This is a genomic window from Nonomuraea turkmeniaca (assembly GCF_005889735.1).
GTDB classification, from domain to species: Bacteria; Actinomycetota; Actinomycetes; order Streptosporangiales; family Streptosporangiaceae; genus Nonomuraea; species Nonomuraea turkmeniaca.
The window spans coordinates 16,958-32,457 of sequence record NZ_VCKY01000121.1; the positions used below are offsets into that span (position 1 = coordinate 16,958).

Annotated in this window: 14 protein-coding genes; 7 read left to right on the forward strand and 7 right to left on the reverse strand. The window is 69.7% G+C overall.

The genetic code is table 11. The annotated features are described in order from the left end of the window. Positions 1 to 23: 23 nt before the first annotated feature. The gene (locus ETD86_RS30660) at positions 24 to 2,282 is read right to left on the reverse strand and encodes a glycoside hydrolase family 95 protein (RefSeq protein ID WP_138669936.1); all 2,259 of its coding nucleotides are present in this window, start codon (positions 2,280 to 2,282) and stop codon (positions 24 to 26) included. 87 nt (positions 2,283 to 2,369) lie between these two features. Here ETD86_RS30660 and ETD86_RS30665 point away from each other — a divergent pair, with 87 nt between their 5' ends. Continuing rightward, the gene (locus ETD86_RS30665; protein WP_246148459.1) at positions 2,370 to 3,224 is read left to right on the forward strand and encodes an NAD-dependent epimerase/dehydratase family protein; all 855 of its coding nucleotides are present in this window, start codon (positions 2,370 to 2,372) and stop codon (positions 3,222 to 3,224) included. A 41-nt stretch (positions 3,225 to 3,265) separates the two neighbouring features. Here the strand turns inward: ETD86_RS30665 and ETD86_RS30670 are convergent, their stop codons facing one another. Further along, on the reverse strand, positions 3,266 to 4,318 hold the full coding sequence (locus ETD86_RS30670) for a class I SAM-dependent methyltransferase (RefSeq protein WP_138669938.1): 1,053 nt from the start codon (positions 4,316 to 4,318) through the stop codon (positions 3,266 to 3,268). 370 nt (positions 4,319 to 4,688) lie between these two features. Here ETD86_RS30670 and ETD86_RS30675 point away from each other — a divergent pair, with 370 nt between their 5' ends. Continuing rightward, positions 4,689 to 5,357, forward strand: a complete 669-nt coding sequence (locus tag ETD86_RS30675) for a response regulator transcription factor (protein ID WP_043620820.1) — start codon at positions 4,689 to 4,691, stop codon at positions 5,355 to 5,357. 4 nt (positions 5,358 to 5,361) lie between these two features. Next, complete coding sequence (locus tag ETD86_RS30680; protein WP_138669940.1) at positions 5,362 to 6,639, forward strand: ATP-binding protein; 1,278 nt, start codon at positions 5,362 to 5,364, stop codon at positions 6,637 to 6,639. Here the strand turns inward: ETD86_RS30680 and ETD86_RS30685 are convergent. Next, positions 6,623 to 7,105: a GtrA family protein gene (locus tag ETD86_RS30685; RefSeq protein WP_138669942.1), complete on the reverse strand. Its 483-nt coding sequence runs from the start codon at positions 7,103 to 7,105 to the stop codon at positions 6,623 to 6,625. The genes ETD86_RS30680 and ETD86_RS30685 overlap by 17 nt on opposite strands. A gap of 457 nt (positions 7,106 to 7,562) precedes the next feature. Here ETD86_RS30685 and ETD86_RS30690 point away from each other — a divergent pair, with 457 nt between their 5' ends. After that, the gene (locus ETD86_RS30690) at positions 7,563 to 7,994 is read left to right on the forward strand and encodes a hypothetical protein (protein WP_138669944.1); all 432 of its coding nucleotides are present in this window, start codon (positions 7,563 to 7,565) and stop codon (positions 7,992 to 7,994) included. Between the two features lie 161 nt (positions 7,995 to 8,155). On the opposite strand, the gene ETD86_RS30695 is transcribed toward ETD86_RS30690, so the two are convergent. Continuing rightward, positions 8,156 to 9,319 (reverse strand): acyl-CoA dehydrogenase family protein, encoded by a 1,164-nt coding sequence (locus ETD86_RS30695; RefSeq protein WP_138669946.1) that lies wholly within the window; start codon positions 9,317 to 9,319, stop codon positions 8,156 to 8,158. A 108-nt stretch (positions 9,320 to 9,427) separates the two neighbouring features. Between ETD86_RS30695 and ETD86_RS30700 the strand changes: the two genes are divergently transcribed. After that, positions 9,428 to 10,759 carry a UDP-glucose dehydrogenase family protein gene (locus tag ETD86_RS30700; protein WP_138669948.1) on the forward strand — a complete coding sequence of 444 codons (1,332 nt, stop codon included), beginning with the start codon at positions 9,428 to 9,430 and terminating at the stop codon, positions 10,757 to 10,759. A gap of 159 nt (positions 10,760 to 10,918) precedes the next feature. On the opposite strand, the gene ETD86_RS30705 is transcribed toward ETD86_RS30700, so the two are convergent. From ETD86_RS30705 to ETD86_RS30715, 3 genes are all read right to left on the reverse strand, one after another. Further along, the gene (locus ETD86_RS30705) at positions 10,919 to 11,800 is read right to left on the reverse strand and encodes a GNAT family N-acetyltransferase (protein WP_138669950.1); all 882 of its coding nucleotides are present in this window, start codon (positions 11,798 to 11,800) and stop codon (positions 10,919 to 10,921) included. A 68-nt stretch (positions 11,801 to 11,868) separates the two neighbouring features. Then, the gene (purE, locus tag ETD86_RS30710) at positions 11,869 to 12,345 is read right to left on the reverse strand and encodes a 5-(carboxyamino)imidazole ribonucleotide mutase (protein WP_138669958.1); all 477 of its coding nucleotides are present in this window, start codon (positions 12,343 to 12,345) and stop codon (positions 11,869 to 11,871) included. 97 nt (positions 12,346 to 12,442) lie between these two features. Continuing rightward, positions 12,443 to 13,591, reverse strand: coding sequence for a 5-(carboxyamino)imidazole ribonucleotide synthase (locus ETD86_RS30715; protein ID WP_138669952.1), 1,149 nt, complete (start codon positions 13,589 to 13,591; stop codon positions 12,443 to 12,445). 66 nt (positions 13,592 to 13,657) lie between these two features. Here ETD86_RS30715 and ETD86_RS30720 point away from each other — a divergent pair, with 66 nt between their 5' ends. Together ETD86_RS30720 and ETD86_RS30725 are read left to right on the forward strand one after the other, a co-directional pair. Beyond that, positions 13,658 to 14,080, forward strand: a complete 423-nt coding sequence (locus tag ETD86_RS30720) for a VOC family protein (RefSeq protein WP_211370414.1) — start codon at positions 13,658 to 13,660, stop codon at positions 14,078 to 14,080. A 202-nt stretch (positions 14,081 to 14,282) separates the two neighbouring features. Then, the gene (locus tag ETD86_RS30725; RefSeq protein WP_138669954.1) at positions 14,283 to 15,410 is read left to right on the forward strand and encodes a hypothetical protein; all 1,128 of its coding nucleotides are present in this window, start codon (positions 14,283 to 14,285) and stop codon (positions 15,408 to 15,410) included. Positions 15,411 to 15,500: the final 90 nt, after the last annotated feature.

Consider the following 15,500-nt stretch of genomic DNA (forward strand, 5'->3'; position numbering starts at 1 on the left):
CGACGGGCGGGCGGGCCCTCGGCTCACCCGCCCATCGTGTACGACTCTCCGGCCTGCGCCTCCCAGCTCCACATGTCCCCGGAACGGCTCGCTCCGTCCCACAACTCGCCCTCGACGGCCGCCCGCACCCTGATCTCCCCGGTACGCCCCGCGTGCAGCGTCACCTTCTCGGCCGCCCCGGCACGCCACGAGACGTCGACCGTCACGTCGCCGCGGGCCCGCAGCCCGCGCACCGACCCCGTGGGCCAGGCCGACGGCAGCGCGGGCAGCACGTGGATCACTCCGTGGTGGCTCTGCACGAGCATCTCCGCGATCCCCGCGACGGCCCCGAAGTTGCCGTCGATCTGGAACGGCGGGTGCGTGTCCCACAGGTTGTCCAGCGTCGAGTGCTGGAGCAACTCGCCCAGCATCAGGTGCGCGTGGTCGCCGTCAAGCAGCCGCGCCCAGAAGTTGATCTTCCAGGCCTTGCTCCACCCGGTGCCGCCGTCGCCCCTGGCGGCCAGCGTGACCTTCGCGGCCTCCCCTTCGGGGCTGCCCGCGACGACCTGCCGCCCGGGATGCAGCCCGAACAGATGCGAGACGTGCCGGTGCTCGTCGTCCCGCTCGTCCCAGTCGGCCTTCCACTCCTGCAACTGACCCCATGACCCGATCCGCAGCCCGGGATCCAGCCGCTCCAGCGCGTCCAGCACCCGCGCACGGAACTCGGCGTCCGCGTCCAGGACGTGCGCCGCCTCCGCGACGTTCGTGAACAGGTCCCAGACGATCTGCTGGGACATCGACGCCCCTGCCGAGAAGTCCCCGTGCTCCGGCGAGTAGCTCGGGGAGACCACGAGCGCTCCGTCACGCGGGTCGGCGTGCAGCGTGTCCAGCCAGAGCTCGGCCGCCCCCTTCATCACCGGATACGCGCACTCCCGCAGGTAGGCGACGTCCCCGCTGAACCGGTAGCGGTCGTACAGGTGCTGCGTCACCCAGGCCGCGGCCTCGGGGAACCAGAACGCGGTCGCCCAGTCGTGCACGCCGGTGAACCCGAACGGGTTCGTCTCGTTGTGCACCACCCAGCCGTCCGCCTCGAACATCTCCCGCGCCGTCCGCCGGCCCGGCGCCATTAGGGCCCGCACGTAGTCGTCGTACGGCCGCGCGGTCTCGGTCAGGTTCACCGCGTCCGCGGGCCAGTAGTTCATCTGCAGGTTGATGTTGACGTGGTAGTCGCCTGCCCAGGCCGGGCTGGTGGAGTCGTTCCAGACGCCCTGCAGGTTCGCCGGCAGCGACCCGGCCCGCGACGAGGCGATCAGCAGATAACGACCGTAGGCGAAGTACAGCGCCTCCAGCGCCCGGTCGGCGGCCGAGTCGCCGCCGGTGTACGCCGCCCGCAGCCGGTCCGTGGGCACCTCCGGCGTCTCCTGCCCGAGGTCCAGCTCCACCCGGTCGAACAGCCGCGCGTAGTCGTCCTGGTGCGCCTGCCTGAGTGCGTCGTACCCCTGCGCCATCGCCTTGTCCACGCTCGCGGTGACGGCGTCGTGCGGGTCCTCCCCCCGATAGGCCGGATAGACGGGGGCGTAGTCGGTGCCGGCCGAGAGGATGAACACCGCGCTGTCGGCCCCGGCGACCGAGATGTGGTCGTCCCCGTCCGTACGGGTGCCGCCCTCCACGACCACCTGCACCTGGGCCTCGAACACCATCCCGTTGTCCGCCAGCGCCCCGCGCATCGTCAGCCGCCCGTCCGCGACGCTGATCCGCTTGTCGTCGTGGGGCGAGGACGCCCGCAACGTGAACTCCACCGCGCCCGGCCAGTCGGCCGAGATCCGCCCGACGATCACGTTGCCCGGGTGGCTGGCGAAATACTCGCGTGTGAGCCGCACCCCGCCGGCCATGTAGGTCACCGTGGCCACGGCCTCGCGCAGGCTCAGCTCCCTGCGGTAACCGGCGGCGGGGGAGTCCCCGGGCAGGTCCAGCCACAGGTCACCGAACGTCTGGTACGCCCCGAAGCCCGACTTCGGCTGGCCCAGCGCGGCCGCGACCTCCTCCGGCGCCATCCGGCCATCGCGGTCCAGCCGTTCGCGGACCTCGGAGAGCGCGCCGGGGCGCGGGGCCGTCCAGTTGCCGAAGTCGTAGCCCTGCCGCGACCCCGGCCCTCCCGTCCACAGGGTCTTCTCGTTGAACTGGATCTGTTCGAGCGCCGTCCCGCCGAAGATCATCGCGCCGAGCGCTCCGTTGCCGATCGGCAGCGCCTCGGTCTCCCAGTCGATGGCGGGCCGGTCATACCAGAGGGTTAAGCCTGTCATGAGGGACAACGGTAACTAAGTGGTCCACGGGAATGCGGGTCAAGTGGACTATTTCCCTGGACCGGCGGCGTCCTAGCGTGGGGTGGCATGACCATGCATGTGTTCCTGGCAGGGGGCGCCGGCGTGCTGGGGCGCCGGATCATTCCGCTGCTGGTCGCCCGGGGCCACACGGTGACCGCGACCACCCGTGACGAGGCGAGGGCCGCGTTGTTGAGGGACCTGGGCGCCGCCCCCGTGCGCGTGGACGTGTACGACGCCGCCGCGTTGCGGGCCACGGTCCGCGAGTCCGGCGCCGACGTCGTGATGCATCAGCTGACGGATCTCAGCGGCGGTGACTTCGCCGCGAACAGCCGGCTCCGCCAGATCGGCACCCGCAACCTGGTCGACGCGGCTCTGGCCGCCGGAGTGCGGCGCATTGTGGCGCAGAGCATCTCGTGGGTGTACGAGCCCGGGGACGATCCCGCCGACGAGGAGACCCCGCTGGACGTGCACGCGGCGGAGGCTCGCCGGCCCATGGTCGAGGCGGTGGCGGCCCTGGAGTCGGCGGTGCGGGAGCTGCCGGAGTGGGTGGTGTTGCGCTACGGCATGTTCTACGGCCCGGATACCTGGTTCGAGCCTCGCGGGTTGCGTGCGGACCAGGCCCGCTCGGGCGCGCTCGTGGCGAACGCCGATGTGACCGCCTTCGTGCATGTCGACGACGCCGCGGCCGCCGCCGTAGCGGCCCTGGAATGGCCGTCAGGGCCCGTGAACGTGTGCGACGACGAGCCGGCGCCCGCGCATGAGTGGCTGCCCGCGTTCTGCCGGGCCGTGGGGGCGCCCGCGCCGCCGGTGGACGACGCGCCGCGGAACGCGTTCGCGCGCGGCGCGGACAACCGTTACGCCCGTAAGCAGCTGGGGTGGACACCCGAGTACCCGTCCTGGCGCGACGGCTTCGCGCGCTGACGGGCCCGTGTCGCGACGTACGGCGCGGGCCTTGACGGGGGTCACGGCAGCAGCCGGTAGAAACGCCAGAACCCGAAGTCCTCGATGGGCAGGACCTCGATGTCGCCGAAACCGGCCTCGCGCGCGTACCGGCGCAGCGTGTCCGGCCGCATCACGGTGCCGGTCCCGGCCGACGGCTGGTCGCTCATCCCGTCAGGCAGGCAGATGAGCAGGCTGAAGCCGTACATGAGCCGGTCGACGTCGTCGGCCGGGGCGCTGAAGGACTCGCCCACGGCCTCGTCCATGATGACGACCGCCCCGCTGGGCACGACCGCGCGCCGCGCCGCCGCCAGCGTGTCCACCGGCCGCGGCATGTCGTGCACGCACTCGAAGGCGAAGACGGCGTCGTACCGGCCGTCGCCGAGGAGCGCGGCGTCGCCGCGGCGGAACGAGACGCGCTCGCCGAGGCCCGAGGCGGCCGCGTTGCGCTCGGCCAGCTCGATGGACGGCGCGTCGATGTCGACGCCCTCCACCCTCGCCTCCGGGTACGCCCTGGCCAGCGCGATGGACGACCAGCCGCCGCCGCAGCCGACGTCGGCGATGCGGGCGCCGGGGCGGCGCAACACGGCGTCCAGGTCCGGCACACCGGCCAGGGCACCGGGCAGCGCGTGCTCGAACCAGGGCCGGTTCATGTCGGCCTGCGATTCCCGCACGTCGGCGCCGAACTGCGCCCAGCCGACCCCGCCGCCGCTCCGGTACGCCTCCAGGAGCGCGGGCAGTTGCACGGCGGCGCCCGCCAGCATCCGCGCCAGCGGCGCCAGGTAGGCCAGGCTCGCCTCGTTCGTCAGCACCTCGGCCGCGGCTTTCGGCAGCACGAAGCGGCCGTCCGGGGCGACCTCCAGGATCCCGTACGCGGCCTGCTGCTCCAGCCACTCCCTGGCGTAGCGCTCGTGGCCGCCCGCGCGCGTGACCAGCTCCCCCGGGTCGGCCGGGCCGTGCGCGGCCAGCGCGCGATACCAGCCCATGCGGTCGCCGAGATGCACGGAGAGCACCTCGATGGTGCCGAGCGATGCCTGGAACAGGCGCTCGGCGAACTCGTCGGTAGTCGTGGACATGATCTTCTTCCCTTCCCCTCAGCAACGTCCTGGACGAGGATGGGTGCGGTTCCCGGCGGCGAACAGGTCATTCGACACAGACCGCAAAATCGCCCCACTCGGCGGCATGGGCTCCGGCGCGCACATACGCCGGTCCGTACTATTTGCCGGATGCCGCATACCTTGATCAGATCGCTGGCTTTCTCTTGGATGGTTGAGAATTCCGTCCATGGGCATGATCAACCAATGATCTCCCACGGAAAGCCGCGGTAATTTAATCACGACCAACCGTATTTTAGTCGTGTTTGCCCAGGTCAATGGATAGGTCAATGACGAGTCAAACCGCGCGCTGTGCCCGGGAAACGATCGCCTAAGGTCCTACGATCGCTTCATGACCTGCGTACTTCTAGCCGAGGACGACACCTCGATCTCCGAGCCTCTTGCGCGCGCCCTGCGCCGTGAGGGCTATCAGGTCGAGGTGAGCCCGGATGGCCCTCAGGCTCTGGAAAGGGCACTGTCGGGCGGCATCGACCTCATCGTTCTTGACCTGGGCCTACCCGAGATGGACGGCCTTGAGGTGGCCCGCCGGATCCGGGCCGAGGGCCACGGCACCCCGGTGCTCATACTCACCGCTCGCGTCGACGAGGTCGACACGGTCGTCGGTCTCGACGCCGGCGCGGACGACTACGTCACCAAACCGTTCCGGCTGGCCGAGCTGCTGGCCCGAGTGCGCGCGCTGCTACGCCGCGGCACCTCCGAGACCCCGGTGGTCCAGGGGGTGCGGATCGACGCCGACTCGCGGCGCGCCTGGATGGGGGAGAAGGAACTTCACCTGACGACCAAGGAATTCGACCTGCTGCGCGTGCTCGTACGGGACGCCGGCAAGGTGGTCACCCGCGAGCAGATCATGCGCGAGGTGTGGGACACCAACTGGTGGGGTTCCACCAAGACCCTCGACATGCACATCTCGTGGCTGCGCCGCAAGCTCGGCGACGACGCCGCCAAGCCCCGCTACATCACGACCGTCCGGGGAGTCGGCTTCCGGTTCGAACGCGAGTAGGCGGATGCGCCGTCGACTGCTCACCTCCACCCTGGTCGTCGCGGTCATCGCGGTCCTGTTGCTGGGGGTCCCCCTGGGCGTCGTGGTGAGCCGCCTGATCGTCGACGAGGCGGCTCAGGAGCTCGGGGCGGAGGCGAAACGCCTCGTGGGAGAGGTCGAGTATGCCCGCGTCCAGGAGACACCGCTCGATCCCCAGCAACTGGAGCAAAAGTATCCGGGCAGGTACATACAGATCTGGGAACGCGGAACCCCCCTCCGGGTGACCGTCGTCGGCACCCCGCCGCCGTCTGGTCACCTGATGACGGAGGACGCGCAGACCAACACCGGCGTCTACGTCCGGATAAGTCGTGACCGCGATCAGGTCGAGCGGGATGTCCGTGCCCGCCTGCTCCTCATCGTCGCCCTGGCCGTGGCCGCACTGGCAGTGGCCGTGAGCCTGGCCGTCGTACAGTCCCGGCGGCTGACGTTGCCCTTGCAGGACCTCGCGAAGATCGCCGAACGGCTGGGCTCCGGTGACGCGCGGCCGAGCAAACACCGCTACGGCATTCCCGAGCTCGACCGGGTGGCCCAGGTGCTCGACCGGAGCGCCACCCGCATCTCCGACCTGCTCACCAGGGAGCGCGAGTTCGCCACCGACGCCTCGCACCAGCTCCGCACGCCGCTGACCGGCCTCACCATGCGCCTGGAGGAGATCGTCGCCGCCTCCGACCATCCCGAAGTGGTGCGCGAGGAGGGCGAGGCGGCGATCGTCCAGGCCGAGCGGCTGACCGCCGTGATCGACGAACTCCTGGCCGCCGCCCGCCGCCAGCGCCATGCCCAGGCCGAGCCGGTCGCCATCGACGAGGTGCTCGGCCAGCAGGTCACCGAGTGGGAGCCGGTGTTCAGGGACGCGGGACGCACCCTGCGACTCGAGGGCACACGCGAGCTGAAGGCCCTGGCCACAACCGGCGGGTTCGGCCAGGTGATCGCATCCCTGCTGGAGAACTCCCTGCGCTACGGCGGCGGCACGGTCACCATCACCACCAGCAGCGGCGACAACTACGTGGTGATCGAGGTCGCCGACGAGGGCCCCGGCATCGCCGACGAGATCGCCCCCAGGATCTTCGACCGCAACGTCAGCGGCGGCGGGGGCACCGGCCTCGGCCTGACGCTCGCCCGCGCGCTGGCCGCCGCCGACGGTGGCCGGCTGGAGCTCGTACGCCGCCGTCCCGCGACGTTCGCCATCTTCCTGCGCCCGGCGGAGGAAGACAGCAGGAACCGGGTGGTCAGCGGTCCTGCCTGATCCCGGTCTCGGGCAGCTCGACCGGGATCGGCTCGGTGGCCTCCAGGAACACCCACTTCTTGTACGACCAGTAACGGAACAACGTGCCGAGCCCGACGCCCACGAAGTTGGCGATGTTGAGGCTGAGGCCGTCGTCCAGGTTGAGCGTGTACGTGGTGAAACCGATCACCAGCAGCCCGAACAGCAGCGCGATGCCGTTGAGCATGAAGAACAGGAAATACTCGCGCCCCAGCCCGCTCTGCTCGCGATGCCGGAAGGTCCAGAATCGGTTGCCCGCGTAGGCGAACGTCGCCGAGATCGTGGTCGCCAGGACCTTCGACGTCAGCGGCCCCCACCCCAGTCCCAGCAGGAAGAGGTTGTAGACCCCGGTGTCGAGGACGAAGGCGATGGCCCCGATGCTGCCGAACTTCGCCAGCTCGTGGACAAGGGATGCGAACCGGTCGTAGAGGCGTCTTGCGAGATCCACGTCTCCGCTCGGTCCCTTCCCTCGGCTGGCCTTGTCATCACAGCGTACCGGCCACGATGGAGGGCCGGTGTCAGACAGATGAACTTACCGGGTAAAGAGGGCACTTAGAAAAATCGTCCTATGGCGGGCGATTTTGATAGGCGGGCATTACGCTGCGGGGGCAGGTCGCTGGGCGGCCGTGCCCTGCGAGGCGACCCGGAGCGACCGCCCAGCCCTTCTCAGCCGCGAGGGCCCTGGACGTCGTTCTGGCTGAGGCCCGCTTGGAACTCGTTTACCCACTCGCTGGTCTCGTCTCGTCCGTCATGATCTGGGGCAGGTCGTTCCAGAAGGCGCGGAGCAGCTCGAGAAAATCGTCCACCTGAGTGACATCTGATGCCGGCCCTAGAGGTTTCAGTTTGAGGCAGGACGCCGGATCGCCCGCCGTCTTGTCACACTGCTGTGGTGGAGAGCGACGGACGTGACGGTGCTGCGTGTGCGTGGTGGCGCGTTGGCTGATGGCGGCTCGTGGGTGTACGTGTGGGTCAAGGCGGGCGCCCAGCAGGAACCGGTGATCTACGTGGGCGCGACCGGCCTTCCGCCGGCGGTGCGCACCTGGCTGCACCTGAATGGCGGCGATCCCGAGGTGGGTCGGCTGGTAGCTCGCTACGGCGAGCTGGCGCGTGAAGACCTTGACGTCCTGGCGTTCACCGTGCCCGGACATCTCGCGCGCCGGCTGGTCAAGGCCGCCGTCGTGCAGCGGCTGCACCGTCAGGGGCTGCTGGCCGAGCAGTACGTCGGTGACCCTCCTGATTCGCAACCGATTCCCGAAGACGTTGCCGAGGTGACGGAGCGGATAGTTGCGACCGTCATCGGGTATGGCCGTACGGCGCCCGAGGAGCCGACGCGGTGAGATTGCACCGGACAAGGCCAGGTCGGCGCCGGCTTTCACTGGGCATCGGCCTGCCTAAAGATCGCGGAACGGCGACAGAACACCACTCTCCCAGGCGACTCCAACCACGCGTGAAACCCGGCGTGGTACGCGCCCTCGCCGGGTTTCCGCACGCCAACCGCCTACTTGAGCAACTGCCTGGCCATCACCATGCGCTGGATCTGGTTGGTGCCCTCGTAGATCTGGGTGATCTTGGCGTCGCGCATCATGCGCTCCACCGGGAAGTCCTTCGTGTAGCCGTAACCGCCCAGCAACTGCACCGCGTCCGTGGTGATCTCCATGGCGGCGTCGGAGGCGGCGCACTTGGCGGCGCTCGACAGGAACGTCAGGTCCTTCTGGGGCTCCCCGTGCATCGCGCGCTCCGACTTCGCGGCCGCGTGGTACGTGAGCTGCCTGGCCGCCTCCAGCTTCATGGCCATGTCGGCCACCATGAACTGCAGGCCCTGGAAGTCGGCGATCGGGCGGCCGAACTGCTTGCGTTCCTTGACGTAGCCGATCGCGTAGTCCAGTGCGCCCTGGGCGATGCCGAGGGCTTGGGCGGCGATGGTGATGCGGGTGTGGTCGAGCGTGGCCAGGGCCGTCTTGAAGCCGGTGCCCGGGGCGCCGATCATGCGGGTGGCGGGGATCCTGACGTTGTCCAGGATGACCTGGCGGGTCGGGGAGCCCTTGATGCCGAGCTTCCGTTCCTTCGGGCCGAAGGAGACGCCCTCGTCGGACTTCTCCACCACGAAGGCGGAGATGCCGCGAGCGCCGGCCGAGGGGTCGGTGACGGCCATCACCGTGTAGTACTCGGAGACGCCGGCGTTCGTGATCCACATCTTGGTGCCGTTGAGGATGTACGAGTCGCCGTCCGCCACCGCCTTCGTCTTCATCGCGGCGGCGTCCGAGCCGGCCTCCGGCTCCGACAGCGCGTACGAGAACATGGCCTCCCCCCTCGCCACCGGCGCCAGGTAGCGGGACTTCAGCTCCTCCGAGGCCGAGAGGAGGAGCGGGACGGTGCCGAGTTTGTTGACGGCGGGGATCAGCGAGGACGACGCGCAGGCGCGGGCCACCTCCTCGATGACGATCACTGTCGCCAAGGCGTCCGCCCCGGCGCCCTCGTACTGCTCAGGGACGTGGACGGCGTGCAGATCCGCCGCCACCAGCGCCTTGTAGACGTCCCAGGAGAACTCCTCGTTCTCGTCGGCCGCCGCGGCGTGCGGGGCGATCTTCTCGTCGGCCAGGGCCCGGACCGTCTCCCGCAGCATGTCGTGCTCTTCGGCGGGCGCGTATAGAGGGAAGCTCATGCGTCAAATACTAGGACGTCCGAACATCTTGTTACCAGTCGGTACGGTTTGCGAAGGGGCACCCGTGGCACGTAGCTGGTAGCGAAAGGCCGGTAGCATGCCTGCGCGATGGAAAGGAGCTCACTCGTGCCATATCGCCTCACGGTGATCGGGACTGGATACCTGGGCATCACGCATGCGGCATGCATGGCAGATCTTGGATTCGACGTCCTAGGCCTAGACGTCGACGCCGACAAGGTCCGCCGGCTGAACAGCGGTGAGCTCCCGATCCACGAGCCGGGCCTCGAACCTGTGCTCCGCCGCGGGCTCGAATCGGGCCGCCTGCGCTTCACGACCTCCTACGAGGAGGTCGCCGAGTTCGGTGACGTGCACTTCATCTGCGTGGGCACGCCGCAGAAACGCGGCGAGTACGCGGCCGACGTCTCCTACATGGACGCCGCCGTCGAGTCCCTCGCCCCCCTGCTCGACCGGGAGTGCCTGGTCGTCGGCAAGTCGACCGTGCCCGTGGGCACCGCGGAGCGGCTCGCGGACAAGATGGCGCGGCTCGCCCCGGCCGGGGCCGAGGCCGAGCTGGCCTGGAATCCCGAGTTCCTGCGCGAGGGCTTCGCGGTGCAGGACACCCTGCACCCGGACCGCATCGTCTTCGGCGTCCGCACGGAGCGGGCCGAGAAGGTACTGCGTGAGGTGTACGAGCCGCTGGGCGACGTTCCGATCGTGGTGACGGATTTCGCCACCTCCGAGCTGGTCAAGACCGCTGCCAACGCCTTCCTGGCCACCAAGATCTCTTTCATCAACGCCATGGCCGAGGTGTGCGAGGCCGCGCATGCCGACGTCCAGCTGCTGTCCCAGGCGCTCTCGTACGACGACCGGATCGGCGGCCGCTACCTGAACGCCGGGCTCGGGTTCGGCGGAGGGTGCCTGCCCAAGGACATCCGGGCGTTCATGGCGCGGGCGGGTGAGCTGGGTGCGGACCAGGCGCTGACGTTCCTGCGCGAGGTGGACGCCATCAACATGCGGCGGCGCGCCCGCATGGTGGACCTGGCCAGGGAGCTGGCCGGCGGCTCCTTCCACGGGTGCACCGTGGGCGTCCTGGGGGCGGCGTTCAAGCCGAACTCGGACGACATTCGCGATTCCCCCGCTCTCGACGTCGCCGTGACCATTGGCCACCAGGGCGGGCAGGTCACCGTGTACGACCCGATCGCCCTCGGCAACGCCCGTAAGGCTCATCCCGAGCTGAACTACGGCGAGTCGGCTGTCGAGGCGGTTCGCGGGGCGCACGTGGTGTTGCTGCTCACGGAGTGGCAGGAATTCGTGGCGCTTGACCCCGAGGAGCTGGGGGCGGTGGTCGCGACGCGGCGCATCGTGGACGGGCGCAACGCGCTGGACGCCGAGATGTGGCGGTCGGCCGGATGGCACTACCGGGCCCTGGGCCGGCCGTAGGACCTCACGGTCTGAGGCGGTGGGCCTCACGGTCCTCACGGTCTGAGGCGGTGGGCCTCACGGTCCTCACGGTCTGAGGCGGTGGGCCTCACGGTCCTCACGGTCTGAGGCGGTGGGCCTCACGGTCCTCACGGTCTGAGGCGGTGGACCTCACGGCCATCACGGGCCGAGGTGGCGGACCCACTGGGTGAACAGCGGCCGGTAGCCGCGGCGAGTCCAGAACGGGGTCGAGAGCGGGTTCGGCAGGGCATGGTGGAGCGTCATCGTCCGCACGCCCTGGGCCGCCGCATGGCCGTGCGCCACCCCGGTGAGCAGCGCGCCCACGCCGCGCCCCCGGGCGGACGGCTCCACGTAGAGCACACTCAGGTACGCGAGTGGCGCCGTGTGCACGGATCGGGCGATCCACGTGGAATGGGCAGGCGGCTGCACGATGACGCAGCCCACGGCCTCCCCGTCCGGCTCGGCCAGCCAGCACCACTCCGTGGGCAGGACCTCCGTGGCCAGGAACTCGCGGATGCGGGACGGGGTGGACGGGCGTACGGCCACCCAGCCGAACTGCGCGTCGTATGCCACCAGCCGCTCGTACAACCTGGCGACGGTTTCGAGGTCCCCCATGGTGGCCCGGCGGACGCCGAGGGCCGTCGCCGGGCCGGCGGTGAGCGGGCGGACGGCCTGGGCGACGATCGGGGCGAAGTTGCGGACGGCCAGGGCTCTCAGTGGCGTGGTGTCCCTGCTCGGCCAGGACACCGTCAGCGCTTGGCCGGGCTCGTCGAGGCGCAGGCCCGCCAGCCACCGGTCCAGCAGCGCGCCGAGCGCGGCCGCGGGGTCGGGGCCGGCGACGCGGGCCTGGAGCCGATGCAGGACCAGCGGGGACCAGGCGGCGCGCATGCTGTCGAGGTCGATCCGCTCCACGGAGGTGCGGCCGACGGCGTCGCGTGCCTCAAGCGATCCGTCACCTGCTCCGCGCAGCTCGTCCTGGCCCGCGACCAGCGGATCGGCGGCCCGGACACGGGCGGCGTGCGCCCTGATCACGGCGTCCATCGCGGCACACTAGCGGTCCGGAGCGCCGGCGGAAAGGGCTCCCCCGACGCGCCGGTCCAGTGCCCAGGTCAGAGCTCGGCGGCCTCGGCACGCAGGCGCTCGCCCTTGGCGTACGCCTGCTCCTTGAGCCGCTCCTGGAACTCCTCCATGCGCCCCCGAAGGCCCTCGTCGGAGGCAGCGAGAATGCGTACGGCCAGCAGGCCCGCATTACGTGCCCCGCCGACCGCCACCGTGGCCACCGGGACCCCGGCCGGCATCTGGACGATCGACAGCAGTGAGTCCATGCCATCGAGGTATTTCAGCGGCACGGGCACCCCGATCACCGGCAGCGGCGTCACCGACGCCAGCATGCCGGGCAGGTGCGCGGCCCCACCGGCGCCTGCGATGATCACCTGCAGACCGCGGGAGGCGGCCTGGCGGCCGTATTCGATCATCTCGGCCGGCATGCGGTGCGCGGACACGACGTCCGCCTCGAACGGCACCCCGAACTCGGCCACCGCCTCCGCCGCCGCCTTCATCACCGGCCAGTCGGAGTCGCTCCCCATCACGATGCCGATCACGACGCCTCCTCCGTCGGCGGCGTGACGATGACATGCCCGATTTTCACGCTGCGGCGTCCATTGGTTCGTCCGCTTCGCTCTCTCACGCGTACTCCCCGGTGGTCAGGTAGACGGCGGCGTGGCGGGCGCGGGCGCGGACTTCGTCCAGGTTGGAGCCGAGGGCCGTCACGTGACCGATCTTGCGGCCAGGACGCACCTGCTTGCCGTAGAAGTGCACCTTGATGCCGGGGTCGTGGGCCAGCACGTGCTCGTAGCGCTTGAACAGGTCGGGATCGTCGCCGCCCAGCAGGTTGGCCATGACAACGGCCTGGGCCGTCATCGTGGGCGACCCGAGCGGCAGGTCCAGCACAGCTCGCAGATGTTGCTCGAACTGCGACGTCCGCGCACCCTCGATCGTCCAGTGGCCGCTGTTGTGCGGCCGCATGGCCAGCTCGTTGACCACCAGCCCGCGGGCCGTCTGGAACATCTCCACCGCCAGCAGCCCGGTCACCCCCAGCTCGTGGGCGATCTTCAGCCCGATGCGCTGGGCCTGTGCGGCGTCCTCCTGGTCGAGGCCCGGGGCAGGCGCGAGCACCTCGACACAAATGCCGTCCTGCTGCACGGTCTCGACGACCGGGTAACTGACGCCCTGGCCGTGCGGCGAGCGGGCCACCAGCACCGCCAGCTCCCGCTCGAACGGCACGAACGCCTCGGCCATCAGCTCGGCCCCCGACGCGAACGCCTCCGCCGCCTCGGCAGCGTCAGCGCACACCCACACGCCGCGGCCGTCGTAGCCGCCGCGCACCGCCTTGAGCACCACGGGCCAGCCGTGCTCGTCGGCGAAGCCCGAGACGTCCTTCGCCGACGACACCCGCGCCCAGGCCGGGCACGGCACGCCGATCGCGGTCAGCCGTTCGCGCATGACCGCCTTGTCCTGCGCGTGCACGAGGGCGTCGGCCCCCGGGTGAACGGCGTGGCCGTTCGCCGCCAGAGCTCTGATGTGCTCGGTCGGAACGTGCTCGTGGTCGAACGTGATCGCGTCGCAGCCCTGGGCGAAATCGCGGAGATCGCCCAGATCGCGGTAGTCTCCGATGCGCGTGTCGACGATCACCCGTGCGGCGCTCTCGTCAGGGGCGGTCGCCAGCACCCGCAGCTCGACGCCGAGCGCGATGGCGGGCGGCTGCGACATCCTGGCCAGCTGACCCGCGCCGACGATGCCGACGACCGGGCCGATGGGGCGGTAAGAACTCACGCCAGGTGAGCTTACCGGGACGCAACGGCAACTAACCCCATGGGCCGACAGGCATAAGGTCTCAGGGTGATCGACACGCCCTCCACCGGAACGCTGCACCACGTCGAGATCTGGGTCCCGGACCTGCGACGGGCGATCGGCAGCTGGCAATGGCTGCTGGAAGCACTCGGCTACACGGTCTTCCAGGACTGGGCGGACGGCCGGAGCTGGCGGCTGGGGCCGACGTACCTGGTCTTGGAGCAGTCGCCCGCCCAGACGGCCGGTCATCACGACCGCCGCCGCCCCGGCCTGAACCACCTGGCCTTCCACGTGGAGAGCCGCGCCCGGCTCGACGCCCTGGTGGAGCAGGCTCCCGCGTACGGCTGGGCGCTGATGTTCCCCGACCGCCATCCCTATGCCGGCGGCGAGGGGCATTACGCCGCGTACCTGGAGGACACGGACGGGTTCGAGATCGAACTGGTCGCCTTCGACCCGCCAGGCAGCCCCTGACGGCAGTACGTCGACCTTTACCCAGCGTTCCGGGCGTGCACGGCGGCTGGGCAGCTCATCGATGGCCTTTCTGCTCCCCGGCCCTGGGGGGCGTAGTTCGGCCGTGCTTCACTGTCGGTTTACCGATTTGTCAGACAACGTCATGACATCGGGATACCGTCTCGTCTCGGTAAGATCCACAACCGAAGACGGGTACCGCACCATGCGTAAAGTCCTGACGCTCGCCCTCGCCGCCACCGCCACCTTCGGCCTCTTCTCCGCCCCGGCCACCGCAACCCCGCATGACCTGCCGAAAGAGATTTACGGAGGTGCCTGGGCCGCCGGGCACGTCCAGGGAATGGCCATCGACCTGCGCAAGGGGTTCATGTACTTCTCCTTCACCAACCTCCTCGTCAAGACCGACCTCAAGGGCAACCCGGTCGGCTCCGTGACGGGCTTCACCGGGCACCTCGGCGACCTCGACTTCAACGCCGAGGACGGCCGCGTGTACGGCTCACTGGAGTACAAGGCGCAGGAGTCGTTCTATGTAGCGATCTTCGACGTCGACCGCATCACCAGCATGAACATGGACGCCCAGACCAGCGACGTCGTCAAGACCGTCTACCTCAAGGAGGTCGTGGCCGACTACGTGGCGGACATGAACGGCGACGGCAAGTTCGACGGCAACATCGCCAACACCCCCGACCACCGGTACGGCTGCAGCGGCATCGACGGCGTGTCGTTCGGTCCCGAATTCGGCAAGAAGCACGGCAAGCAGAAGCTGACGGTGGCGTACGGCATCTACTCGAACGTGGACCGGCAGGACAACGACCATCAGGTCCTGCTCCAGTACGACATCGAGCAGTGGAAGAAGTACGAGCGGCCGCTCACCGAGAACGCCCCGCACACCAGCGGCCCCGAGCGCCCGGACGGCAAGTACTTCGCCTACACCGGCAACACCACCTACGGCGTGCAGAACCTCGAGTACGACGAGCACACCGGCAACTGGATGATGGCCGTCTACAAGGGCAAGAAGCCCCAGTTCCCGAATTACTCGTTCTTCATGGTCGACGGCCGCGAGCGGCCCAGGACGGGCGACATCGTCGGACAGCCGCGGCCGGAGCAGGGCAACCTGCTCACCTTGGCGCCGGGCGGCCTGCAGCATGACGCGTCCGGTGTGCGTGGCTGGGAGTTCACCGGCGAGTACGGCCTGATCTCGCTGGGTGGCGGCCGTTACTACGTCTCCAAGGCCGGGACCGTCACGGAGGACGGCGTCACCAAGCAGACCGGCACCGCCCAGCTGTACCGCTGGACGGGCCGGACGCCGACGCCCTTCGAGCAGGTCGGCTGATCAGACTTTGGCGTCGGGGCAGTCGTCATGCACCTGCGGCGGCCGTACGACGTTCGTGTCGGTTTCCACGCCCCCGCCCACTTCCACGCC